Below are 23,744 nucleotides of genomic sequence, written 5' to 3'. Positions count from 1 at the left end.
ATCGATTTCGCGCAGATAATTACCACTGTTTATCTAAACAGTGTTTTGGGCCGTTCTTGCTATGAAAAAGATTATCCATATCGACATGGATTGTTTTTATGCCGCTGTTGAAATGCGAGACAACCCGTCACTTCGTGGTATTCCCTTGGCTATTGGGGGATCAGAAAAACGGCGTGGCGTTATTTCTACGTGTAATTACGAAGCCCGTAAGTTTGGTGTGCGCTCTGCCATGGCGACGGCACACGCGTTAAAACTGTGTCCGACACTTACGGTTGTGCGCGGTGAAATGGCCAAATACAAAAGCGTATCACAGCAAATACGTGCCATTTTCGAACGCTACACAGACAAAATAGAGCCCTTATCACTCGATGAAGCTTATTTGGATGTAAGTGACTGCTTACTTTTCCAAGGCTCTGCCACTCTTATTGCGGAAGATATTCGCCAGACCATTAAGCGAGAACTTGGCTTAACGGCGTCAGCGGGCATTGCTCCGATTAAATTTATCGCTAAGGTCGCCTCAGACCTGAATAAACCCGATGGAAAGTACGTGATCACGCCTGATGGTGTGGCGGCATTCGTCAAAACCCTACCGTTGGAAAAAATTCCTGGCGTGGGAAAAGTGACGCTGGCAAAGCTTCATGAGATGGGGCTCTATAAAGGCGAAGACGTTCAAGCCTACGACAAAAACACATTGCTCTCTCGCTTTGGTAAGTTTGGTCAATCGCTTTGGAATCGTTGTCATGGCATCGATGAGCGAGAGGTAGAAACACATCGCGTAAGAAAGTCCGTCGGCGTCGAAAGAACCTTGCCCGAAGATATTCAAACGGAATCGGAGTGCATGGACGTGATGGCATCGCTTTACGAAGAACTTGAAACCCGTCTGAAGCGAGTGTGTCCGGATTTGTTGATTGCTAGGCAGGGCGTAAAGCTCAAGTTTTCTGATTTTCAGCAAACGACGGTGGAACATCGTCAGTGGAAATATGATGAAGAAGCTTTTCCTGAACTGCTATTAGAAGCGCTATCGCGACAGAATGGACGAGGGGTGCGCCTGATTGGTTTATCTGTGGGGTTGATTGCAACTGACGACAGTAAGGCCTCCCAGCTCAGTTTTGATTGGTCATAAAAAGGGCACGTTATGTGCCCTTTTGCTATTGGGTGTTTAGGTATGGATTATGCTTTCATTGGGATAGCTTTAAGCATGGCGACCATTTGCTCCCAAAACAGACCGACGGTTTCAATGTTTACCTTCTCGTCTGGCGAATGCGGGAATTTGATGGTTGGGCCAAACGAAATCATGTCCATGTTCGGGTACGGTTCTTTGAACAGACCACACTCTAGGCCTGCGTGAATCACCATGATGTTAGGAACGCGATCGTAAATGCCTTCATAAGTACTGCGGAACACTTTCATGATTTCCGAGTCAGGATCAGGCTTCCAACCAGGGTATGCGCCGGAGAATGCCACGTCAGCAACCGCCAACTCACCCAATGAACGAAGCATGCTTTCAACATAGCTACGGCCGCTGTCCGCCAAAGAACGAATGAGGCATAGCAGCGTCATGGAGGATTGCTCGGTCGTGATGACGCCAAGGTTAAGTGACGTTTCAACCACGCCTTCAATGTCATCGCTCATGCGAATCACGCCATTTGGACATGCATTGATCGCCGCAATGATGCGATATTGAACGGAAGAGGTAAGTGCTTGCTGACCTACATCTGCTTCGATGATGGACAGTGACAAATTTGTTTCGATGGCACTTAATTCTTGATTCAGCAGTTGCTCATAGTAGCCGAACAATGATGCCAGCTTTTCAACGTTTTCTTCGGGAACGGCAACGTCTGCAAATGCTTCACGAGGGATAGCGTTACGCAGTGTACCGCCACGCACAGACACAATGCGAAGACCCAGCTCTTCGCTATGGCCTGCCAGAAAGCGACCTAACAATTTGTTTGCGTTCGCACGGCCAGTATGAATATCACAACCTGAGTGACCCCCTTTCAGGCCCTTGATTTGCAGCGTTTTGGCAACGTAACCCGAAGGTAAGTTTTCTCGCTCGAGTGCGAAGGTGATGGCTGCGTCTACGCCGCCAGCACATCCCATGTACACTTCGCCTTCTTGTTCAGAATCGGTGTTCAAAAGGATGTCGCCCTCTAACCACCCTTCTTGTAATCCAAACGCGCCCGTCATGCCTGCTTCTTCATCGATAGTCAGGAGCACTTCGAGTGGGCCGTGTTCTACGTCTTTTGATGCCAGCACCGCAAGACATGCCGCCATGCCCATGCCATTGTCTGAGCCAAGCGTTGTGCCGTCAGCGGTGACCCATTCGCCATCGATATATGGACGAATCGGATCGACAGTGAAGTCGTGGTCGGTGTTTTCATTTTTCTGCGGCACCATGTCGATGTGCGCTTGAAGTACGACGCCTTTGCGATTTTCCATGCCGGGGGTGGCTGCTTTTTTGATAAAGACGTTACCTACGTCGTCACGACGCACCGCAAGACCTTCCTGCTGAGCCCATTCAATGATGTATTGAGCAAGTTGCTCCTCATGCTTGGAAGGATGAGGAATAGAACAAATCTTATCGAAAAACTGCCATACAGGCTGCGGGGACAATTGACTGATCTCAGACACAGGCTATCTCCAAAATAAAACAAAAAAAGAAACGGCATACAGCTTATGCTGTATGCCGTTAAAATATCAGAATTTGTAACGTTAAAGTATGCTTTGTTAAAAGCATACCACTATATCTTTAGTGAAACGCTATACCTTGAACTGTGCCATCGCACTTTTAAGTTGAACGCTGACCGCTGAAAGTGCCATGCTTTGCTCGGTTAAATCTTTACTCTGGTCAACTGTTTGCTTTCCTTTATCGACGAGTCCGTGCAGGTTCACATTGATCTCTTCTGTCGCGACCGCTTGTTGTCCGCATGATGACGCTATAGCATTGTTTATTTGCGTAATCTCGCTCACTTTCGTGTCGATTTCGTTCAATGCGTTCAGCACATCGTGGTTGTGAGTAGATGTGGTTTCTGACAAAGATTGAGTATTGCTGATAGCGTTGTTAAGTGAAGAGGCGCGGGATTGTAGGTTAGTGATGATCTCTTCAATTTCATCGGTGCTTTGTTGTGTACGAATAGCGAGGGTTCTCACTTCGTCTGCAACGACGGCAAATCCGCGACCTTGATCTCCGGCTCGAGCTGCTTCAATTGCAGCGTTCAATGCGAGCAAGTTGGTTTGCTCGGCAATTGTTCTAATGACATCGAGCACCTTGCCGACGTTTTTTGAATCGTCGGAAAGTAAATTCGCCTCACCACTTGCAGCTCGGAGTGAGTCAACCATAACGTTCATTTGTTGGTTCATATCATTAATGACATTCTTGCCGGCATGACATTGCTGTGCGGCATTGCTGGCTTCTTCTGCTGCATTGGCAGATGAGGTAGCAATTTCTTGGTTGCTGGCGAGAAGTTCATTGACGGCTGCGGCAATGCTTTCTAGTTCGACGTTTTGTTGATTCGCCAATGTTTCTGACGATCTCGATAAGCGTGTCATTTCATTTGCTGAATGAGAAATGGTATCTGAAACAGGATTGATGTCTCCGACAATGGCGCGAATTTGATCGATGAATCGGTTAAAGAAGCGTGCTATTTGGCTTAGTTCATCTTTACCATTTACCGATAATTTATGGGTAAGGTCTCCATCGCCACTGGAGATGTTTTTCAATGCCTTTGCGGTTTCTGTGCTCGGTTCAACGATGGAATGTCCAATCGCGACACTGATTGTTAGAACGATGGATAGGATGATGCCGACGCCGAGCAATAACTTAGTGAGTTCACTTGCAAAAGCTTCATTGACGTCATCAACATAGATACCGGTGCCTAAAATCCAACCCCACGGTTCAAATAGCTTAACGTACGAGACTTTTTCCACTGGCACATCGGCGTTTGGCTTGCTCCAATAGTAATTAACGAACCCTTCGCCAGATCGTTGAGCAACATTTGCCATTTCAACAAACAGCTTTTTGTCTGCTTTATCTTTGAAGTTTCTTAAGTCCTTACCATTGAGATTCGGCTTAATAGGGTGAAGTACCATTTTGGGTGTTGAATCGTTAATCCAAAAATAGTTACCGTTGTCATATCGGAGTGATGAAATAGCATTGAGTGCATCTTGCTTTGCTTCAGGTTCGCTCAATTCTCCCCTTAGGTAGCGTTCATAATAGTGGTTGATCAGGCTATGGCCACTGTTAACCAAAACTTGAGTTTCCCCTCGTTTGAAAGACATCAGGTTTTGATAATTACTCGTTGCGAATAAATAAATTGGGAGGAGCATTGCGAGAAGTGTGACGGTGACAAGCGTGAAAAGTCTACTACGTATTTTTATGTTTCGAATGGCATTGATAACCATAATGCAATCCTGACCTATCGATATTGTTATTAATTGGTCTACATTTTCAATTAATTATCACTTTAGCAACACTAGTACGTTAAATTATGCACCGTATAACATTTTGTAAACATCTGTTGCATGTCGTTTCTGTGCCTTAATTACCTTTAGGTTGCAATTGCAATTTTTTGTGACTCGGATCTCGTTTTTGTTTGTAATTAAACCTCGAGTCGTCTATTATCCCATCGTTCAAGAAAGGGCAAGACGCCCAAGAACATAGCCATGCGCTTTCAATGTTTAAGGATAAGCCCGAAATTTTCGTCTCCATGGAACCGAGCTTTACTAAAGCTGCATTCTCACGAAAATTTTTTGAGGTAATCCGAATGAAAGGTAATTCTGCATGTCGCTACTGGAACACTGGTTCTGTGTTCACTGGTAATTTTAAATATCCGGCACCGTTCGGGTATAAACGCAAGTAAGATGACTTGCACGATTTGATACATCCCCCGCTATACAGATATTTCGTTTCTAATTTGGAAACCACGTTTTAATCTGACGCCGCTAAAATAGTGGCGTTTTTTTTGTCTTCATTTTCTCTCGTTTTGTCAAAGCTATCGGCAGGCTTCTCATTCTTTTGATGTTGAGTTTATGCATATCTCAAATTTCTCATCTGTCTATTTAATCATCGATTTTTGGCTCTAGTATTGAGCTTATGCGACAAAAATTCGCCGATATGATGTGTCTCTGATTGATTCATCAACAGTTGAAGTCAGTGTGACTTAATTCACGCTGGAAATTTCGATAATTGGCGAGTAAGATTCGCGTCAAATTCAGACGCAAACGTTTAGCCAAACGTTTGCGTAATATTGGCAGACACACTCACTTTCCAAGGAACGAAAGCCATGCTTGAGCGTCTTTTTAAATTAAAAGAGCAAGGTACTGATATACGCACCGAAGTTATTGCAGGTTTAACCACTTTCCTGACGATGGCTTACATCATCTTTGTTAACCCAGCCATCTTATCTGAAACAGGCATGGATCGCGGCGCTGTGTTTGTTGCGACCTGTTTGGCTGCGGCGATCGGCTGTTTCGTGATGGGTCTCGTTGCTAATTACCCGGTAGCACAAGCACCAGGTATGGGCTTGAACGCCTTTTTTACCTACACGGTTGTATTCCAAATGGGATACTCATGGCAGGTGGCTTTAGGTGCTGTGTTCCTTTCTGGTCTTTGCTTTATTGCGTTGAGCCTGTTTAAAGTCCGTGAGTTAATCATAAACTCTATACCTCTCTCTTTACGCACGGGCATTTCAGCAGGTATCGGTATGTTCTTGGCGCTTATCGCGTTGCAGAACTCTGGCATCGTTGTTGCGCACCCTGCGACCTTGGTGTCAATGGGCGATCTATCAGCGTTCGCACCTGCAATGGCAGCCTTGGGCTTCTTCCTGACAATTGGTTTGGTCAATCGCGGCATTAAAGGCGCGGTAATGATTGCTATCTTGATCGTGACGGCCATTTCGGTTGTTTCGGGCAATGTGCAATACGCAGGTATCGTTTCTGCGCCGCCAAGCCTCGCGCCTACTTTCATGCAGATGGACCTGTCTGGTGCATTTGATGTTGCCATGATTTCGGTTGTTTTCGCCTTCTTGTTTGTGGATTTGTTTGATACAGCGGGCACATTGGTCGGTGTTGCTACTAAAGCTGAATTGATGGACAAAGACGGCAAACTTCCTCGCTTGAACCGCGCACTATTGGCAGACAGTACTGCAACGACAGTAGGTGCTGTTTTGGGTACATCAAACACCACGTCATTCATTGAAAGTGTGTCGGGTGTTGCTGCGGGTGGTCGTACTGGTTTGACTGCAGTCGTCGTCGGCATCTTGTTCTTGTTAGCACTGATGTTCTCGCCATTGGCGGGTATGGTGCCAGCCTATGCGACAGCGGGTGCATTGTTTTACGTTGCCATTCTTATGATGTCTGGCTTGGTGAGCGTTAACTGGCGTGATCTGACAGAAGCGGCACCGGTTGTTGTGGTGTGCTTGATGATGCCATTGACCTACTCAATCGCACACGGCATCGGCTTGGGCTTTATCTCTTACTGCGCAATCAAAGCGTTTAGTGGTAAAGGACGTGATGTACCTATTAGTATTTGGGTTCTTGCTGCGCTGTTCTTGCTGAAATTTGTTATGTAAGCCACAATACGCCGCAATTAAATCTGTGAGTTAAATGGCGACCGTCGCCACTGAGGTTCTTTAAAATGAGCAACAAGTTTGTTATCACGTGGGACAACATGCAAATGTATACCCGCCAACTGGCTGAAAAATTGTTACCTGCAGAGCAATGGACTGGGATTATTGCAGTAAGTCGTGGAGGTCTTGTACCTGCTGCGATTCTTGCTCGTGAGCTAGGCATTCGTCACGTTGATACTGTGTGCATTTCTAGCTATGACCATGATCACCAGCGTGATATGCGTGTTATCAAAAAAGCTGAAGGTGACGGCGAAGGCTTCATCGTGGTTGACGATTTGGTTGATACTGGCGGCACTGCAGAAGTGATCCGTGAAATGTACCCAAAAGCGAAATTCGTGACCGTGTGTGCGAAACCAGCAGGTAAACACCTTGTCGACGATTACGTTGTCGACATTGCTCAGGATTGCTGGATTGAGCAACCATGGGACATGGGCGTCACGTTTGTTGAGCCTGTTGCTAAGCGCTAATATTACTTAGTGCGATGTGATAGTGAAAAAGCCCCGAAAGGGGCTTTTTTGTATGTGTTGATATTTTATCTATTTAGCACATGGTAAGTCTTGTGCATTTTCCCGGGGTTTCTCGTTACTTTCCTTGGTTTCTACTTGAAACCGCAATATCAAGAACTGCTCTGTAGCTTTCTTCCTCTCATGGTTTACACTAATGCCAGTTAAATCATCGACATTAGGGGTGGTTCCGTGAGCACATCCGATTCCGAAAACCTTTCCGTAAAACTCTTCAAACACACTAAATTCGCCAGAGAAACATCGACCATTGTAGGCTCTACCACCAAAGCGAAAAAAGAATCGAATAATGCGATTGATGGTGACAGTGATAGCCATTGGTATCGCGTGTTACGCCGTCCTCAATGGGTTTGGCAAGGCGTCGATCCTATTGATATGGAAGAGACCTTGGCGCGCATTGCCGCATCTGACAATGATAGAACCCATGACAACCAGCTAGATACGGTGGTGGGCTATCGCTCAGGAAATTGGGCGTATGAATGGACGCAATCTGGGATGCGTCAGCAACGCATCGCACAGGAATATGACGAAAAAGGAAGCAAAGAAGCTGCTGCGAATGCGTGGCTGCGAACGAGCACCTATTTCAGCATTGCAGGGTACCCTCACCTCAAAGGAGATACCTTGGCGCTTCAAGCTGAAACGTTAGCCAATAAGGCATTCCATTCCGCGATCGACAAATTGCCATACAAGGTAAAGAGTGTGGTTGCGAAGGTTGATGGTAAAGCGCTGGAAGGCTTCTTGTATTTGCCTCATACCGATTCACCTTTGCCTGTGGTAATTGTGAGTGGTGGCTTGGATAGCTTGCAAACCGACCTATGGCGGTTGTTTGAAACCTATTTTGCCCCTGCAAACATCGCAATGCTGACCATTGATATGCCCTCTATTGGTCGAAGTGCGCATTGGAATCTGTCGGAAGATAGTAGCCGTCTTCATCAAGCCATGTTGAATGAGTTAGCGTCTGTGCCTTGGGTCGATCACCACCGTGTGGGTTTTCTTGGTGTGCGATTCGCTGCGAATGCTGCGGTGAGAATGGCGTTCGTCGAGCAAAACCGAGTGAAATCCTGTGTGTCCATTGGCGGTATGCTTCATGCCATGTTGGTGGACATTAAAAAGCTTAATGCGGCTCCCGCTATGTACCTTGATTCCATTGCATCGCGCATGGGGAAAGGCAGTGCATCAGATGCAATGCTGACTCAGCTTCAAGCGTTGTCGCTCAAAAACCAAGGTTTGCTAACGGGCAGGCGCACCAAAGTACCTGTATTGGCATTGAATTTGGAAAACGATCCGGTTTGCCCGAAAACCGACAATCAATTGGCTGCACTATATAGCCATGGTGGTAAAGCGATGACGCTTCCAAATAAACCTATTCACGATGGATATCACAGAGCAATGCTGGAAACGATGAAATGGTTCGCTAAAACTTTGTGATGATTATCTGCTTAATGTCTCGAAATGAAGACGTAATTTATAATCATGAGGTTCTAGGCACGAATTTTTGGTGATTGCGTGTTATATAAGTAAGGTTAAGTGTTAAACAACATTGCGTACTTTAGGCGAGTTTTGTAAATGGTTATTTCTGAGTTGTACGCCTAACGACGTAAGCAAAATTAGACTGATTATAAATAGACTGGACTCGTCTTGAGGGATCTTGCTATGACTGAAGAAACCAAAACCTTATCCCATGGAAGGCTGCTAACGCGTTTTACCCAAATTGGGCCGTACCTTCGACAGAACAAATCAACCGAAGAACGTTACTTTTTCGATTGTCTGTCTGCCTGTGTGAATGCAAAGAAACCCCCTGAAAGTCGTGAATTTTGGGGCTGGTGGCTTGAGTTAACGCCAAAAGAGGGCGGTTTTGAATATGCGTACAAGTTTGGCAAATTCAATACGGAAGGTGTGTGGCAATCGGACAATGTGCCGAAAAAGTGCAATAAAGAAGTCACAGAATCGCTTGATGCTTTTTATAAAAAGATCTGTAATTTTGTAGAAGGTGAATTGCAATTAGAAATCACCGCGCTTCCAACACTTAAGCAACCAAAATTAGGTTCTGCTGCATAAATCGGATGATTTGTCTCGAATCGTAACGAGATTGCGTTATTCACTTGTTATCTTGGTCTGGGATTGATAAAAGAAGAGCTCATTTGCTTTTATGTTATCAATATCATGTCAGGCCAAGAATACGTTTCATCCGTTACTTCCGATGCTGGTGATAAGCAAGATCGCCAGACCATCGTTGTCAAACTCGGCACCAGTGTACTTACTGGTGGCTCGACCAAAATCGATCGGGCGCATCTTGTCGAGCTTGTGCGTCAGTGCGCCATGCTCATTCGTCAAGGGCATCAAGTCATTGTTGTTACGTCTGGTGCAATCGCAGCGGGCCGTCACCATCTAAATCATCCCAAACTCGCCAATACCATTGCCAACAAGCAAATGCTTGCTGCTGTGGGGCAGAGCCGTCTTATTCAAGAGTGGGAAAGCCTGTTCGACATTTATGGTATCCACATCGGTCAGATGTTGTTAACCCGTGCTGACCTTGATGATCGTGAGCGCTATTTAAATGCGCGCGATATGCTTCAAGCCTTACTCGACAACAACATTGTTCCCGTTGTGAATGAAAACGATGCCGTTGCGACCGCTGAGATCAAAGTGGGAGACAACGACAACCTATCTGCACTGGTCGCCATTCTTGCCGAAGCAGACAAACTGCTTCTTTTGACCGATCAGCCGGGATTGTTTACCGCTGATCCACGCTCAAACCCTGATGCCGAACTGATTCGTGAAGTGCACACCATTGATGAAACCCTACACCAGCTCGCTGGCGGCAGTGTCAGTGGATTAGGCACAGGCGGCATGGCGACCAAGTTGCAAGCCGCTGACGTGGCGCGCCGTGCTGGCATTGAAGTGACCATTGCAGCGGGTAGCCGCCCTGAAGTGATTCAACACGTGGTAAACGGCCAGCCGGCGGGCACACGCTTCCTGCCGCTTGAGTCACCGTTAGAAAGCCGTAAGCGTTGGATCTTGGCTGGTCCTCCGCCAGCGGGCGACATCATCATTGATGCGGGCGCGGCTTCTGCTGTTGTTGAGCGCCACAGTAGTTTGCTATCAAAAGGCATCGTGTCAGTGAAAGGATCGTTCGATCGCGGTGCCGTTGCGCGCATATGCGATCAGCACGGTAAGCAGCTCGCTCGCGGTATTTGTCGTTATTCAAGCAAAGACTTGAGTGCGATCGCGGGTCGACACAGCCAAGACATTCAAGATATTCTGGGTTACGCACATGGACCTGTCGCGATTCATTGCGATGATTTGGTCGTAACAGATTAATCCGATTGCGGGTGTTCCGCAGTCGAAAAGGACGAAGCAATAGAGGCGATAATGAGTCTGCAAACAACCAGTTTACAGAGCATGGGACGTGCAGCGAAAGATGCTGCATATGCATTGGCAACGGCACCAACAGCGCAAAAGAACCACGCGCTGGCAGTGATCGCTGATGAACTCGAGGCGAACGCAGCGGCGATTTTAGCGGCGAACGCAAAAGACATTGATGCAGGCAGAGAGGCAGGTTTGCCCGACGCCATGCTTGATCGTCTATTACTCAACGAATCACGTTTGGCGGGCATTGCCGCAGACGTGCGCAATGTCATTTCTCTGCCTGACCCCGTCGGCAGCGAAATGGATTGTAAAGTGCTGGAAAACGGCATGACGTTGAGCCGCCGTCGTGAGCCCATTGGCGTTATTGGCGTGATTTATGAAGCACGACCTAACGTGACGATTGATATCGCGTCTCTGTGCCTGAAAACTGGCAATGCGAGCATTCTTCGTGGTGGCCGTGAAACCTTCCACTCAAATGTTGAGTTGGTGAAGGTCATTCAAACCGCGCTTGAAAAAGCCAACTTGCCTGCATCGTCTGTTCAGTACATTGAAAAACCGGATCGTGAACTGGTAGGCGAATTGCTTCGTCTTGACGATTACGTGGACATGATTATTCCTCGTGGTGGTGCGGGCTTGCACAAAATGTGTAAAGAGAACAGCACCATCCCAGTGATCATCGGTGGCTTTGGCATTAGTCATATGTACGTGGATAAAACCGCGGATCTCGATCGTGCGTTGGATTTGATCATCAACGCGAAAGCGCAGCGCCCTTCAGCGTGTAACGCACTGGATACTTTGCTGGTGAACAAAGACATTGCGGCTGCATTGTTTGAAAAGCTGACACCGCTCCTCAACGACAACAAGTTGAAAGTGGTTGCTGAGAAAGCGGCGCTGCCATTACTGAACAGTGTGGCGGATCTGCAAGAAGCGGGCGACGGTGATTTCGACACGGAATGGCTGAGCTACACGCTAGGTGTGGCATTGGTTGCTGATGTTCACGGCGCACTTGCCCACATGCGTGAGCACAATGCGAGTCACTCAGATGCGATCTTGACCAACGATTTGATCGCGACTGAAGCTTTCATCAATGGCGCAGGCTCTGCTGCTGTTTACGTGAATGCCTCTACACGCTTCACAGACGGCGCTCAGTTCGGTTTAGGCGCAGAAGTTGCTGTGTCTACTCAGAAGCTTCATGCTCGCGGCCCTATGGGCTTAGAGGAGCTGACAACCTACAAATGGGTAGGTAAAGCGGATTACCTGTCTCGCCCATAATCGGGAAGTGGATTATCGAAGTAAAAGGCGCTGATTCAGCGCCTTTTTTGTGTCTGGCGCTTGTATATCCCCACGTTACTTAGGCATATCTCTACCTCTAGGGAAGGTTTAGCGCTACGCTATGCCGTGATTGTTTAAATGATGATGACCTTCGATGGATTACGCGACCCTTTCCCGTATTAGCGTTAAACACTTAACCGTGATGCATGTGCTCTTGATGACGCATAGCGTGACGGCGACAGCCAACATATTGTGTGTCACGCCATCGAGCGTCAGCAAGGCATTGGCGCAGCTTAAAACACAGCTGAACGATGAGCTTTTCTTCCGCACAGGTAATCAACTCGCCCCTACGCAATATGCCTTGAGCATTGGGCCAGCTATCCACAATGTGCTGTCGAACATTAACGGTATATTTCAACAAGGCGAGTTTGCGCCAGAGACGTTTACGGGTACGCTTTCCTTGTCGATGCGTGAAAGTACGTTTGAGCTTTTCGCCCCGCAGCTTGGGAGCATTTCTCAGCAGTTGAGTGACCATGCTCAGTTAGTGATCTCCACCAAAGAACAATTCAGTTTTGAGGCATTACTGAGCGGGAAGATCGATTTTCTGCTGCTGCCTCATGATATCAGCCAGCCACCGACACACAGCAAGAACTTGGTGTGGAAAGCGATTCTGAATGATGAAATGGTCTGCTTGATGAATCACCATCATCCGCTTGCCAAGGGTGAGCTGACGATAGAGAAATACTTGAGTTATCGGCATATTCGTGTGATCGACAAAGACTTGGCGGAACCTTACTTTGAGCAGACACTCACGCAGCGACATGGTGCAAGAAACATTGCGACCATGGTGGCGGATTTCGGTTCGGCGGCATTAATGTGTCAGCACTCGCCGTATTTGTTTACGTGCTCGAAGCGTTGGGCTGAAACGGCGCTACAAGGAAAAGGGCTGGTGGCAAAAACCTTGCCGTTTGATTACGGACAAGTGGCGTATAGCTTGGTGTGGAATACCGTGAGTTTGAACAACCCAGCGTGCCGCTGGCTGCATGATCAACTGATTGGCGACACGGCAAAGAGTTAGGTGTAAATCGTCGGTAATTGCATGGGGCGATTGATCTTCGAAAACAGTAAATTATGAAAGCGGTTCATCTCGGTTTCACTGCATTTCTCCCACGTCAGCGCTTCACCAATCACACCGTGATGTTGAAACGCGTTGAGGCGGATCTTTACCTCTTTAGGCAGGGGGTTGAGGTAATCGCCTACCGCATCGACTTCGGTATCCAAATCGCTTTTCCCCGGTATATGCAGCAAACGCACTTCATGCAGTTTGTTCTGCGTAGCCAAGTAATCAATGGTGTCGATAACGCGATGCTTATCTCGACCGACGAGCCACAAATGCGTGTCTGATTGCCATGCTTTGAGATCGATCATGGCACCATCAAGGTAGGGGGAAACGCGCTCCCAACCCGTGCGTGATAGCGAACCGTTACTGTCGATATAGCAGGTAAGGTGTGCAAGATCAGGATCGGATTTCACCGCTTTGAACAGCGCGATAATGAAAGGCAGTTGCAGTGTCGCTTCACCACCTGAAATGGTGATGCCATTGAGGAAAAAGTGGTGCTGGCGGATCAACGCGAGCATGTCATCCACACTGTAGCTGACGATTTTCGGGTTGGACTTGTCTGGACACACATCGATGCAAAGATCGCAATGTGTGCACTTGTCAGCGTGCCAGATGACACGCTGCTTTGGGCCGTTTTGCTGTGAGGCAATGGAAAGGGCATCACTTGGACAGCTTTTCACACAATCACCGCAATGTGTGCAGTGATTGATGGTGTGCGGGTTATGGCACGTGATGCAATCGAAATTGCACCCCTGCAAAAACACCACCAAACGGTTACCCGGCCCATCAACACAAGAGAATGTCAGAATACGACTGACCAGTGCTTCGTTTTGCGTTGGCTTGACTGACATTCTCTTGGTCTCTTTAACGATGAGCGGTAATTATTTGTAAATCGGCGTTGATTCAAAGCTCACGACGCGTGGTGCGCGGTTCAGAATACCGGTATTTTTCGATGCTTCTGCACCCAACCACGTGGTGTTCTTACGTGAACCTTCGTCATCAAACTTCGCGATATCGGACAGTTTGATCATGTAGCCTGTGACGCGAACCAAATCGTTTGATGCAACGTTCGCGGTGAATTCACGATAGCCTGAATTGATTGCGCCTTTACACAGGTTGAACATCGCTTCTGGGTTTGACTTTACCGTCTCATCAATCGTCAGAATGTCGCTGATGCCTGAGGTGTAGTGCTTGTGGTGACCCGCAGTTGCATGCACGTAAGTCACTGGGTCTGGTTCAGTACCGTAAGGAATACGCACGCCAGGGGTTGCGTCCAAATCTAGGCTGATACCGCCTTGTGCGTGCAAAAGTGCTTTACCGTTGTAACCATGTTTGACTGGGTTTTCGTCAACCAAAGCCGCCAGTTTCGCGGAAATTGCGTGGCCCAATTCGTTAGCGCTGATGTCGTGACCGTACTTGCCTTGCTTGCCGTCTTTTTCGAACAAGGTATTTACAGCCTCAGCCATGCCGTAGATACCGAACATTGGCGCAAATCGGCTTTCTTCAATCAGTCCTTCAGTCGCAAGGAAGTTGGTGAAGAAGTTTGATGATTCATGCAGGTACGTGCTGCGTACATCCATCAGTTCAACCATCAGTTTGCTGTAGGTTGGCAGAACACGGTTGATGAAATCGTCGCTGTTGGTTGCTTTGCTTGCCGCTTCTTTTAGGTTCATGCGCACTAAAGTGTTTGAACCGCCAGCCAATGGCAGTGAGTTGTAGCAGCTCACAATGCCGAATCGCTTGTCACCGTAAGCGCCAGCATGCATTGGGTAGTTTGCAATGTGTGGCTTGCTGCATTCACAGATGTTGCTGGTGGCGTGACGAAGAAGATCGTCTGGCGTGACAGCAGGGTCATACATGAACGTCAGGTTTGGCGCGATTTGTTTTAGTTCAGCATCAACGCGCAGGATGGTACGACAGATGATGTTGTCAGCAGGGCCAATGTTCGCGTGCATGAAGGCATCAGGCAGGGTGCGGTCAAGCATGATCCAGAAGCGTTTGATCTTCTCGTAGATCTCTTCTTCTGTCAGCGTGCCTACATACGGCATCAACACGTCATCAAGCTGGCCAACATACACAGGGATATTGGTCACTGATGGAACGTGATGGTAGATGATGTTTAGCATGTTCAGTGCATCATCAAGGTTTTCCGCTGGCGCAAGTTCTAGGTGTTCAGAACCTTGCGACAAGAACTTCGCGTAATCTGGCAGCACGTAACGTGGTTTGAAGGGGGCATGGCCTTCGAACATGTCACAAATCACACCATCCTTCATCGCTTGCTCGATGCTGTCTGTGATTGACAGGTAAGGCAGGCTAGCTTCTGCTTCTAGCGCAAGAAACTGGTTCTTTTGCTTTGGTGAAAGACTTGGGTTGTTGATGATGTCGTAAAAACGTTGCTGCATTTCAGATAGGTTGTTGTTCATGGAAAAGACCCTACTTTAATTTGGGTTTATTTTATTGTGAATAAGGGTTTTTCCACTATTGATATGATGAGAAGGCGGTGTTTCCATTTTGGAAATCCGTGGCAGTATGATTGCAGGGAGAGCAGGAAGTGCAGATAGAGCAGGAAGTGCAGATAGAGCAGCAAGAGCAGGGAAAACAAAAACGCCGAGTAGATACTCGGCGCTATTTATTCAAAAGTCAGTTAAAGCGACTTATTTGATTTCCACGCCCTGTGCTTGCAGGTCTGCATGGTAAGAAGAGCGTACAAACGGACCACACGCAGCGTGTGTGAAGCCTAGCTCTAACGCGATATCACGTAGCTCGTCGAACTCTTCAGGTGGCACGTAACGTTCAACCGGCAAGTGGTGACGGCTTGGGGCAAGGTATTGGCCCAATGTCAGCATGGTCACGCCGTGCTCGCGCAAATCCTTCAGGACTTGGACGATCTCTTCTTTGGTCTCGCCTAAGCCCATCATGACGCCAGATTTGGTTGGCACGTTCGGGTGCATTTCACCAAATTTCTTCAACAGTTCGAGCGACCACTTGTAGTTCGCACCTGGACGCGCTTTACGGTAAAGGCGCGGCGCAGTTTCTAAGTTGTGGTTGAACACGTCAGGTGGGTTGTCTTTTAGCAACTCAAGTGCGGTTTCCATGCGACCACGGAAATCAGGTACCAAGGTTTCGATACGGATTTCTGGGTTCAAAGCACGAATTTCACGGGTACAGTCAGCAAAGTGTTTTGCACCACCGTCACGCAAGTCGTCACGGTCAACGGAGGTGACCACCACGTATTTCAGCTTCATGTCGCTGATGGTTTTTGCCAGTTTCGCTGGCTCATTTTCATCAGCAGCGTTTGGACGACCATGGGCAACGTCACAGAATGGGCAGCGGCGAGTACAAATCGCACCCAAAATCATGAACGTGGCTGTGCCGTGGTTGAAACACTCCGCCAAGTTTGGGCAAGACGCTTCTTCACAGACAGAATGCAGATTGTTTTTACGCAATGCAGACTTAATTTCCTGAATACGTTTGCTGTCAGAAGGAAGTTTTATCTTCATCCACTCGGGCTTGCGCAGCATCTCTTTTTTCTCGGTCGGCATGTTCTTGACCGGGATGAGCGCCATTTTGTCTGCATCGCGGTATTTCACGCCGCGTTCCATCTGGATCGGTTTGCTCATAATTGATTGCTTTCTGTTAGGGACTCGACCTGATCGTAACCGAGGTGCGAAGTCAGTTTATCTACTAACACTGGGTTTAACTCAGCCAACGAGGCTGGGCCACCAAGATCGACAGTTTGCGTCATCGCCATCCCCGCATAACCACATGGGTTGATACGCAGGAAGGGAGAAAGATCCATGTTTACGTTGAGCGCGAGGCCGTGGAAAGAACATCCTCGACGGATACGAAGACCCAGTGAGCATATTTTTGTGTCTTTCACATAGACGCCTGGCGCATCAGGACGTGCGTTTGATTCGATGTCAAAGTGAGCCAGTGTATCGATAACGGTGTTTTCGATATGAGTGACCAGCTCGCGCACGCCCATTTTGTTTCGTTTTAGGTCGATCAGTATGTATGCCACTTGCTGACCGGGACCATGGTACGTTACTTGTCCACCACGATCACTCTGTACAACGGGTATGTCACCCGTTGCCAATAAATGTTCTGCTTTGCCCGCTTGGCCTTGTGTAAACACAGGCTCATGCTCTACCAACCAAATTTCATCGCATGTATCACTGTCGCGTTCGTCAGTAAATGTATGCATAGCTTGCAAGATAGGTTCGTATGGCTGCAACCCAAGTTGTCTGATGATAAGACGGTTCTGCTGCAAATTGGCACCTGCTTCGCGTTGAATTGGTAAAGATGTGGACTGAGTCTGAGATTGGCTGAATATGTCGGCCTTCTCTCCAGCATTATAATGAGTGGCGGCTGAATTAACAGCCGCCGTCAGTAAGGGTATTTCAGAATGGTAACAGCTGGTTAGAGAACCATGCGTACAATTTCAATGTCACCCAGTTCTTTATACAGCGTTTCAACTTGTTCGATAGAAGTGGCTGTAATAGAGACAGATACCGCGTTGTATGTGCCTTTGCCACTTGGTTTTACGCTTGGGGTGTAGTCACCCGGTGCGTGACGCTGGATAACTTCCAAAACCAGATCTGTAAGTTCTGGTTTGGCGTAGCCCATGACTTTGTAAGTGAACTTACATGGGAACTCCAGCAGGTCTTTTAGTTTTGGTTGCTCTTGCATTTTCTACTCCAGGCTGGACGCCAAATACACTCTCTGGGCGTCTATCTTTTGTGCTTATGATCACGATTTGTGAATTGGGGAGCATAGTAATCGTCCTGTTAACAGAAAACAAGACGATGTAAAACCCCGTGATTTCTTTTTATATGGGGACGAAGAATCAAAATAAAAAGGCAGCCATCGGCTGCCTTTTGAAATTGCTAATGTTCTTTCTGAGCGAACTTAGAACAAGCTCTTGAAGAACATGATGATGTAGTCCATCAAGCGGCTGAACAAACCACCTTCTTGTACGTTATTCAACGCAACCAGTGGATATTCCGCGATGTCTTCGCCATCAACTTGGTAGTAAAGCTTACCCACAACGTCGCCTTTGACGATGGGTGCTTCAAGCGTTTTCTCGAGAACAAAGCTTGCTTCCAAGTCACGTGCTTTACCGCGTGGCAGGGTTACGTAGGTATCTTCTGATACACCCAAAGCCACTTGGTCAGTGTCGCCCATCCAGACTTTCTCAGTCACAAATGTTTCGTTCGCTTTGTGCGGTGCGACAGTTTCGAAGAAACGGAAACCGTAGTTAAGCAGTTTTTTACTTTCAGCTTTACGAGCGTTTGCACTGTTGGTGCCCATCACAACCGCGATAAGACGCATTTTGCCTTCAGTCGCAGAGCTGACAAGGTTGTAACCCGCTTTGTCGGTATGGCCTGTTTTAATGCCATCAACGTTCATGCTCTTATCCCAAAGTAGACCGTTACGGTTGTATTGGGTGATGCCGTTGTAAGTGAACGATTTCTCTTCGTAGATGCGATACTCTTCAGGAACATCACGAATCAAGGCTTGGCCTAGTAGCGCAAGGTCATAAGGCGTTGAGTAAAGCTCATCATGGTCAAGGCCGTGTGAGTTGGCGTAATGGGTATCTTTCATGCCCAGTGTTTTCGCCCAACCATTCATCAGGTCGACAAATGAATCTTCAGATCCGGCCACGTGTTCAGCCATAGCAACACAGGCATCGTTACCTGATTGGATGATGATGCCTCGGTTCAAGTCGGCAACAGAGACTGTTGTGCCCACTTCAATAAACATTTTTGAACTGCCTGGGAAGTTTTTCGCCCATGCGTTTTTACTGATCACAACGTCGTCTTCGAGGCTGATGTTGCCACGTTCCACTTCTTGGCCGATGACATAGCTGGTCATCATCTTGGTCAAGCTAGCAGGGTTTAAACGCTCGTAGGCATTGTTCTCGGCAAGGACTTTGCCCGAGTTGTAGTCCATCAATACGTAGCCTTTCGCAGCGATCTGCGGGGCATCTGGGACAACGGAAGGCGCAGCGACCGCTGATGCGGATGCTAAAACGGCAGTCGATAAGACTAAAGAGCGCAACAAAGAGGATGATTTATTCATAGTTTTAGGTACTTACTTGGTATTTCTCTAGTCAAAACTGGCAACACTATATCAGATCGGCTGATTAAGTGTCAGACAGGGTTACAACAACTTACTAATTAATGACATTCTATTTTTGCGACAGTTCACCTGCAATCGGTTCTGCAACAATAAATGCCTCATTTATTTGCTGCTCGCGAGCTTTCATCGCCGCATTTTGCGTTTGATCATAGTCGTAAAATGGGCCTAGGCGAACGCGATACACGTTTCCTGATTGGCGAATGTCGGTTGGCAAATCAAATTGTTTTGCAAATGTTTCAGCCGCTTTGGTTGCTTTCATTTGGTCCGAGATAGCCACCAATTGTACAAAGTAACGGTTTAATCGTGCACCTTGCCACTCTGTATCATCAGTAGGTTTGCCAATTTTGAGTAAGGTCACTTTTACAGGTGCGGTTCCCGTTTTTAGTACGTCTAATTTCGATGCAGCCGCATAGCTTAAATCAATCACGCGACCTTCATGAAAAGGACCGCGGTCATTCACGCGTACAATGGCTTTTTTACCATTGCTGGTGTTTTCAACTTCGACGTAGCTTGGGATCGGCAATGTTTTATGCGCAGCGGACATGGAGTACATGTCGTAAATTTCGCCGTTTGACGTTTTGTGGCCGTGGAATTTTTCGCCATACCAAGACGCAATGCCTGTTTCAGAAAACGCTTCAGGCGCTTTGAGCACTTCATAGTCTTTACCGAGAACGGTGTAATTGCTGTTTCCTGCGCGGCTATAGGGCTCGTAACGAGGCTGTGCATCTTCAATGTGTGCCAACGTTGGTGACGTTTCTGGTGCTTTATCATCGGAAAGGCTGTAGCGCCCATCTTCAGAAACACAGCCTGAAAGCAACATCGCAGTGATAATAAGGTATTTTTTCATTACAGAGCCTTAGAGAGCATTTTTCTATGTGTATGGATCGACATGAGAATGCCGAAGCCAGCCATTAGCGTCACCATCGATGTCCCCCCATAACTCACAAGGGGCAGTGGAACACCAACAACGGGTAAAATCCCGCTTACCATGCCTATGTTCACAAAGACATAGACAAAGAAACTGAGCACAATACTGCCTGCCATCATGCGACCAAACGCCGTTTGTACTCGGCTAGCAAGCATTAAACCGCGCCCGATGATGAAGAGGTACAGTGCCAATAAGCAAGCAACACCAATCAGCCCCCATTCTTCTGCAATCACTGCGAAAATGAAGTCCGTGTGGCGTTCAGGTAAAAACTCCAGTTGAGACTGGGTGCCTAGCAACCAACCTTTGCCGCTGACACCGCCAGAGCCAATCGCAATTTTAGATTGGATGATGTGGTAGCCCGCACCGAGCGGATCGGATTCAGGGTCAAACAAGGTGCGTACGCGCGTGCGCTGATACTCGCGCATTAAGAAGAACCACAGCACGGGAATGAAGGCGGCCACCAAGGTGCCCGCTGCAAAAATGATTCGCCAGCTAATGCCAGATAGAAACAACACGAAAATGCCAGATGCAGCAATAAGAATCGATGTACCTAAGTCCGGTTGTTTGGCAATCAGAATGGTGGGCACGAAGACCAGCACCAAACCTATCGCAAGGTTTCTGAATCGCGGTGGCAGAGGCTCTTTACCGATAAAGCGAGCGACCATGAGTGGTACGGCGAGCTTGATAAGCTCGGAAGGCTGAAAGGTAATGACACCTAAATTCAGCCACCGCTGTGCGCCTTTGGCCGTTTCACCAAAAAAGAGCACGGCAAAGAGCATGATGATGCCTGTTACGTATAAATAGGGTGCCCAAAACTCGTAGTGCCTGGGAGACACCTGTGCGAGCACAAACATCACACCTAATGAGAGAAACATGCGAAACACTTGTCGTTCCATCATGGCAACGTTTTGTCCGCTTGCACTCCACATCACAATCAAGCCAAAGCCCATCAGTGCCAGAATGCCCAATAGTAACGGGGCATCGAGATGAAGACGATCAAGGATCGTCTTTTTCTGTCCTGATGACGCTAGAAGGCTCACTGGGTTTTCTCCTCATTGTCTTTGTCGAGCAAGATATGATCAAAGATACGTCGTGCGATTGGGCCACCTTGGCTAGAACCGCCACCGGCGTTCTCAAGCACCATGGAAACAACCGCGACAGGGTCTTCGAACGGTGCAAAGCCAGTGTAAAGTGCATGATCTCGAAGGTGTTCCGCCAATTCGTCGGCGTTGTACTCTTCATCTTCGCCCAAACCAAAGACTTGTGCCGTGCCCGACTTGCCACCTGTGATGTATGGCGTATTTGCAAATGCGCGACGTGCGGTGCCTTTTTTACCGTGATTGACTAATCTCATGCCTTCAAGGGCAGTTGACCAATATTTGTCTTTGACGTTTTCAATCGGCGGGTAAGGGGCGAACGTGGCTTGTTCCTGCACGCCTTCGTTGATGGTGCGCATCAGAAGGTGAGGCGGGTTAACTTTGCCTTTGTTCACTAACACTGTGGTGGCTTTCGCGAGCTGCATCGGGGTGGCCGTCCAATAGCCTTGACCGATACCGACAGGAATGGTGTCCCCTTGGTACCAAGGCTTACGGTAGCGTGCCATTTTCCATTCACGGGTTGGCATGTTTGCTTTGCTTTCTTCGTGAATATCGATACCGGTGTAATCACCGAACCCAAAGCGGCTCATCCAACTTGAGATGCGATCAATCCCCATGTCATAGGCGATTTGATAAAAGAAGGTATCCACCGATTCTTCTATTGACTGTTTTAGGTTTACACGGCCATGACCCCATGCCAACCAATCACGAAACGGGCGGGTTTTGGAGTTAGGTAATCGCCAATAGCCAGGGTCGTTTCGCGTCGTATTGGTTGTGACCACTTTTTCTTCCAATGCCGCGACAGCAATGAAAGGTTTAACGGTGGATGCCGGTGGGTAGATACCGAGCGTAGCGCGGTTTACTAAAGGTCGGTTTTTGTCGTTCAGTAAGGCGCGGTAGTCGGGGCCTGAAATACCATGAACAAACAGGTTAGGGTCATAACTTGGGGTCGAGACCATGGCGAGTACGGAAGAGTCTTTAGGATCGAGCACGACAACAGCGCCGCGTCGGTCGCCCATAATGCCACGAATATAGAGCTGCAAATCGATATCGAGGTTCAACACCAGATCTTTACCTGGTTCTGGTGGCACATATTTAAGGGTACGGATCACACGGCCGCGGCTGTTAACTTCTACCTCTTGGTAGCCAGCGGTGCCGTGCAGTTCACCTTCATAAAAACGCTCTATGCCCAGCTTGCCGATGTCGCGGGTTGCTTTGTAGTTACTGATACGCTCTTCGCGTTCAAGGCGAGCGATGTCTTTGTCGTTGATTTTGGCTACATAACCCATGACATGGGTAAGTGCGTCTCCATAAGGGTAATAACGCTTTAAGTAGCCTTTGATTTCAACGCCTGGGAATTTGTGTTGATTGGCAGAAAATATCGCCACTTCTTCTTCCGAGAGTTGGTTTTTCAGCGCAACGGCATTAAATCGGCGTGTGCGTTTTTTATCACGTTCGAATGAGGCAATTTCCCGTTCACTGATCGGCATGATGTCTTGCAAGCGCGCAATGGTTTCGGGGATATCTTTGACTTGCTCAGGCGTGATCTCAAGTGCATAGACTGGGCGATTCTCTGCGAGCAGTTTGCCTTTGCGGTCGTAAATCAAACCGCGGTTAGGGGCAACAGGCACCACCTTGATACGGTTGTCATTTGAGCGGGTAATGTAATCATCATGGTCCTCTACTTGGATGTTGTAGAGGTTAAAAAGCAAAATTCCGACAAGCGCAAAGATGCCGCCGAAAGCCACAACGGCTCGGCGGAAAAACAGAGAAGATTCGGCCTGATGATCGCGTATTGGACTACGCTTGTGCTTCATTCATTATTCTCGGTGGTAAGGGTGGTTCGCCGTAATGCTCCAGGCGCGGTATAAACTTTCTGCCATTACAACCCTAACCAGCGGGTGAGGAAGCGTCAAAGGAGAGAGTGACCAACTTTGATCCGCCGCTGCTTTACATGCTGGCGATAGACCTTCAGGACCACCAATAAGGATAGATACGTCACGGGCGTCGAGTTTCCAGCTTTCAAGCTGTCCTGCCAACTGTTCGGTATCCCAACGCTTTCCAGGAATGTCGAGTGTTACAATGCGGTTTCCTTTTGGCACTGCGGCCAACATCGCTTCTCCTTCTTTTTGAAGAATTCGCGCGATGTCTGCGTTCTTTCCGCGTTTTCCTGCGGTGATTTCGATCAGTTCAAGCGGCATGTCTTTTGGGAATCGACGGCTATATTCTTTATAGCCTTCTTCGACCCATTTCGGCATTTTTGTGCCTACCGCGATCAATTGCAGTTTCATCGGATCAGTTCCACAGTTTTTCTAGCTCATAGGTTTGGCGTTGCTCGTCTTGCATGATGTGGAGCATCACATCACCGAGATCTAAGACAACCCATTCACCTTCGTTCTGACCTTCCATACCTAAGGTATTGATATTCGCCGCGTTGGCTTCATCCGCCACATGTTCTGCGATAGAAGAAACATGGCGTTTTGAGTTGCCGGTGCACAGCACCATAAAATCGGTGATGCTACTTTTTTCACGAACATCAAGAATAACGATGTCGACGGCTTTCATGTCATCTGCTTTATCGACAACAAAGTGTTGAAGTTGTTCCGGAAGCAATGCTTTCCCCTTAATCTTGTCGCGGATCGCCAGTGGGTTGTATTTCGAGCTTTAACC

21 protein-coding genes are annotated in these 23,744 nt (G+C 47.9%); 8 read left to right on the top strand and 13 right to left on the bottom strand.

Going from position 1 to position 23,744, the window contains the following annotated elements; all coding sequences use genetic code 11:
- The first annotated feature begins 61 nt into the window (after nt 1-61).
- Nucleotides 62-1,123 (top strand): DNA polymerase IV, encoded by a 1,062-nt coding sequence (gene dinB / locus BM082_RS11480; RefSeq protein ID WP_026024686.1) that lies wholly within the window; start codon nt 62-64, stop codon nt 1,121-1,123.
- Nucleotides 1,124-1,170: 47 nt separating this feature from the next.
- Here the strand turns inward: dinB and BM082_RS11475 are convergent, their stop codons facing one another.
- Together BM082_RS11475 and BM082_RS11470 are read right to left on the bottom strand one after the other, a co-directional pair.
- Nucleotides 1,171-2,631, bottom strand: a complete 1,461-nt coding sequence (locus BM082_RS11475; RefSeq protein WP_017012638.1) for an aminoacyl-histidine dipeptidase — start codon at nt 2,629-2,631, stop codon at nt 1,171-1,173.
- Nucleotides 2,632-2,760: 129 nt separating this feature from the next.
- The gene (locus BM082_RS11470; protein WP_017011324.1) at nt 2,761-4,401 is read right to left on the bottom strand and encodes a methyl-accepting chemotaxis protein; all 1,641 of its coding nucleotides are present in this window, start codon (nt 4,399-4,401) and stop codon (nt 2,761-2,763) included.
- An 881-nt stretch (nt 4,402-5,282) separates the two neighbouring features.
- Between BM082_RS11470 and BM082_RS11465 the strand changes: the two genes are divergently transcribed.
- From BM082_RS11465 to BM082_RS11435, 7 genes are all read left to right on the top strand, one after another.
- Nucleotides 5,283-6,569, top strand: a complete 1,287-nt coding sequence (locus tag BM082_RS11465; protein ID WP_017011323.1) for an NCS2 family permease — start codon at nt 5,283-5,285, stop codon at nt 6,567-6,569.
- Between the two features lie 65 nt (nt 6,570-6,634).
- Nucleotides 6,635-7,093 carry a xanthine phosphoribosyltransferase gene (gpt, locus tag BM082_RS11460; RefSeq protein ID WP_017011322.1) on the top strand — a complete coding sequence of 153 codons (459 nt, stop codon included), beginning with the start codon at nt 6,635-6,637 and terminating at the stop codon, nt 7,091-7,093.
- 228 nt (nt 7,094-7,321) lie between these two features.
- Nucleotides 7,322-8,575, top strand: a complete 1,254-nt coding sequence (frsA, locus tag BM082_RS11455) for an esterase FrsA (protein ID WP_074926984.1) — start codon at nt 7,322-7,324, stop codon at nt 8,573-8,575.
- Between the two features lie 225 nt (nt 8,576-8,800).
- Complete coding sequence (gene crl / locus BM082_RS11450; RefSeq protein ID WP_017011320.1) at nt 8,801-9,205, top strand: sigma factor-binding protein Crl; 405 nt, start codon at nt 8,801-8,803, stop codon at nt 9,203-9,205.
- Nucleotides 9,206-9,310: 105 nt separating this feature from the next.
- On the top strand, nt 9,311-10,468 hold the full coding sequence (proB, locus tag BM082_RS11445) for a glutamate 5-kinase (RefSeq protein WP_074926998.1): 1,158 nt from the start codon (nt 9,311-9,313) through the stop codon (nt 10,466-10,468).
- A gap of 51 nt (nt 10,469-10,519) precedes the next feature.
- Nucleotides 10,520-11,788 (top strand): glutamate-5-semialdehyde dehydrogenase, encoded by a 1,269-nt coding sequence (locus BM082_RS11440; protein WP_074926983.1) that lies wholly within the window; start codon nt 10,520-10,522, stop codon nt 11,786-11,788.
- 154 nt (nt 11,789-11,942) lie between these two features.
- Nucleotides 11,943-12,866, top strand: a complete 924-nt coding sequence (locus BM082_RS11435; protein WP_074926981.1) for a LysR family transcriptional regulator — start codon at nt 11,943-11,945, stop codon at nt 12,864-12,866.
- On the opposite strand, the gene BM082_RS11430 is transcribed toward BM082_RS11435, so the two are convergent.
- The 11 genes from BM082_RS11430 to rsfS form a co-directional block, all read right to left on the bottom strand.
- Entirely contained in the window at nt 12,863-13,759 is an 897-nt protein-coding gene (locus tag BM082_RS11430; protein WP_074926979.1) for a YjjW family glycine radical enzyme activase, read from the bottom strand. The two genes, BM082_RS11435 and BM082_RS11430, sit on opposite strands and share 4 nt — an antisense overlap.
- A gap of 30 nt (nt 13,760-13,789) precedes the next feature.
- On the bottom strand, nt 13,790-15,331 hold the full coding sequence (locus tag BM082_RS11425; protein WP_074926977.1) for a YjjI family glycine radical enzyme: 1,542 nt from the start codon (nt 15,329-15,331) through the stop codon (nt 13,790-13,792).
- A 231-nt stretch (nt 15,332-15,562) separates the two neighbouring features.
- Nucleotides 15,563-16,528 carry a lipoyl synthase gene (lipA, locus tag BM082_RS11420; RefSeq protein WP_017011314.1) on the bottom strand — a complete coding sequence of 322 codons (966 nt, stop codon included), beginning with the start codon at nt 16,526-16,528 and terminating at the stop codon, nt 15,563-15,565.
- Entirely contained in the window at nt 16,525-17,178 is a 654-nt protein-coding gene (gene lipB, locus BM082_RS11415; RefSeq protein WP_017011313.1) for a lipoyl(octanoyl) transferase LipB, read from the bottom strand. Before lipB ends, lipA begins: the two co-directional genes overlap by 4 nt.
- 149 nt (nt 17,179-17,327) lie before the next feature.
- Complete coding sequence (gene ybeD / locus BM082_RS11410) at nt 17,328-17,597, bottom strand: DUF493 family protein YbeD (protein WP_017011312.1); 270 nt, start codon at nt 17,595-17,597, stop codon at nt 17,328-17,330.
- A gap of 219 nt (nt 17,598-17,816) precedes the next feature.
- Nucleotides 17,817-18,989: a serine hydrolase gene (locus tag BM082_RS11405; RefSeq protein ID WP_017011311.1), complete on the bottom strand. Its 1,173-nt coding sequence runs from the start codon at nt 18,987-18,989 to the stop codon at nt 17,817-17,819.
- Between the two features lie 109 nt (nt 18,990-19,098).
- Nucleotides 19,099-19,896: a septal ring lytic transglycosylase RlpA family protein gene (locus BM082_RS11400; protein WP_017011310.1), complete on the bottom strand. Its 798-nt coding sequence runs from the start codon at nt 19,894-19,896 to the stop codon at nt 19,099-19,101.
- The gene (gene mrdB / locus BM082_RS11395) at nt 19,896-21,017 is read right to left on the bottom strand and encodes a peptidoglycan glycosyltransferase MrdB (RefSeq protein ID WP_017011309.1); all 1,122 of its coding nucleotides are present in this window, start codon (nt 21,015-21,017) and stop codon (nt 19,896-19,898) included. The genes BM082_RS11400 and mrdB overlap by 1 nt, the downstream gene beginning before the upstream one ends.
- Nucleotides 21,014-22,891 carry a penicillin-binding protein 2 gene (gene mrdA / locus BM082_RS11390; RefSeq protein ID WP_017011308.1) on the bottom strand — a complete coding sequence of 626 codons (1,878 nt, stop codon included), beginning with the start codon at nt 22,889-22,891 and terminating at the stop codon, nt 21,014-21,016. Before mrdA ends, mrdB begins: the two co-directional genes overlap by 4 nt.
- 3 nt (nt 22,892-22,894) lie before the next feature.
- A complete protein-coding gene (gene rlmH / locus BM082_RS11385; RefSeq protein WP_017011307.1) occupies nt 22,895-23,365 on the bottom strand; it encodes a 23S rRNA (pseudouridine(1915)-N(3))-methyltransferase RlmH in 471 nt (156 codons plus the stop codon).
- Nucleotides 23,366-23,369: 4 nt separating this feature from the next.
- The gene (rsfS, locus tag BM082_RS11380; protein WP_017011306.1) at nt 23,370-23,687 is read right to left on the bottom strand and encodes a ribosome silencing factor; all 318 of its coding nucleotides are present in this window, start codon (nt 23,685-23,687) and stop codon (nt 23,370-23,372) included.
- Nucleotides 23,688-23,744 lie beyond the last annotated feature (57 nt).

It is taken from the genome of Enterovibrio norvegicus DSM 15893, assembly GCF_900115495.1.
GTDB lineage: Bacteria > Pseudomonadota > Gammaproteobacteria > Enterobacterales > Vibrionaceae > Enterovibrio > Enterovibrio norvegicus.
Note: the sequence above shows the minus strand (reverse complement) of the source record. Positions and strands in the feature narration are given on the sequence as shown.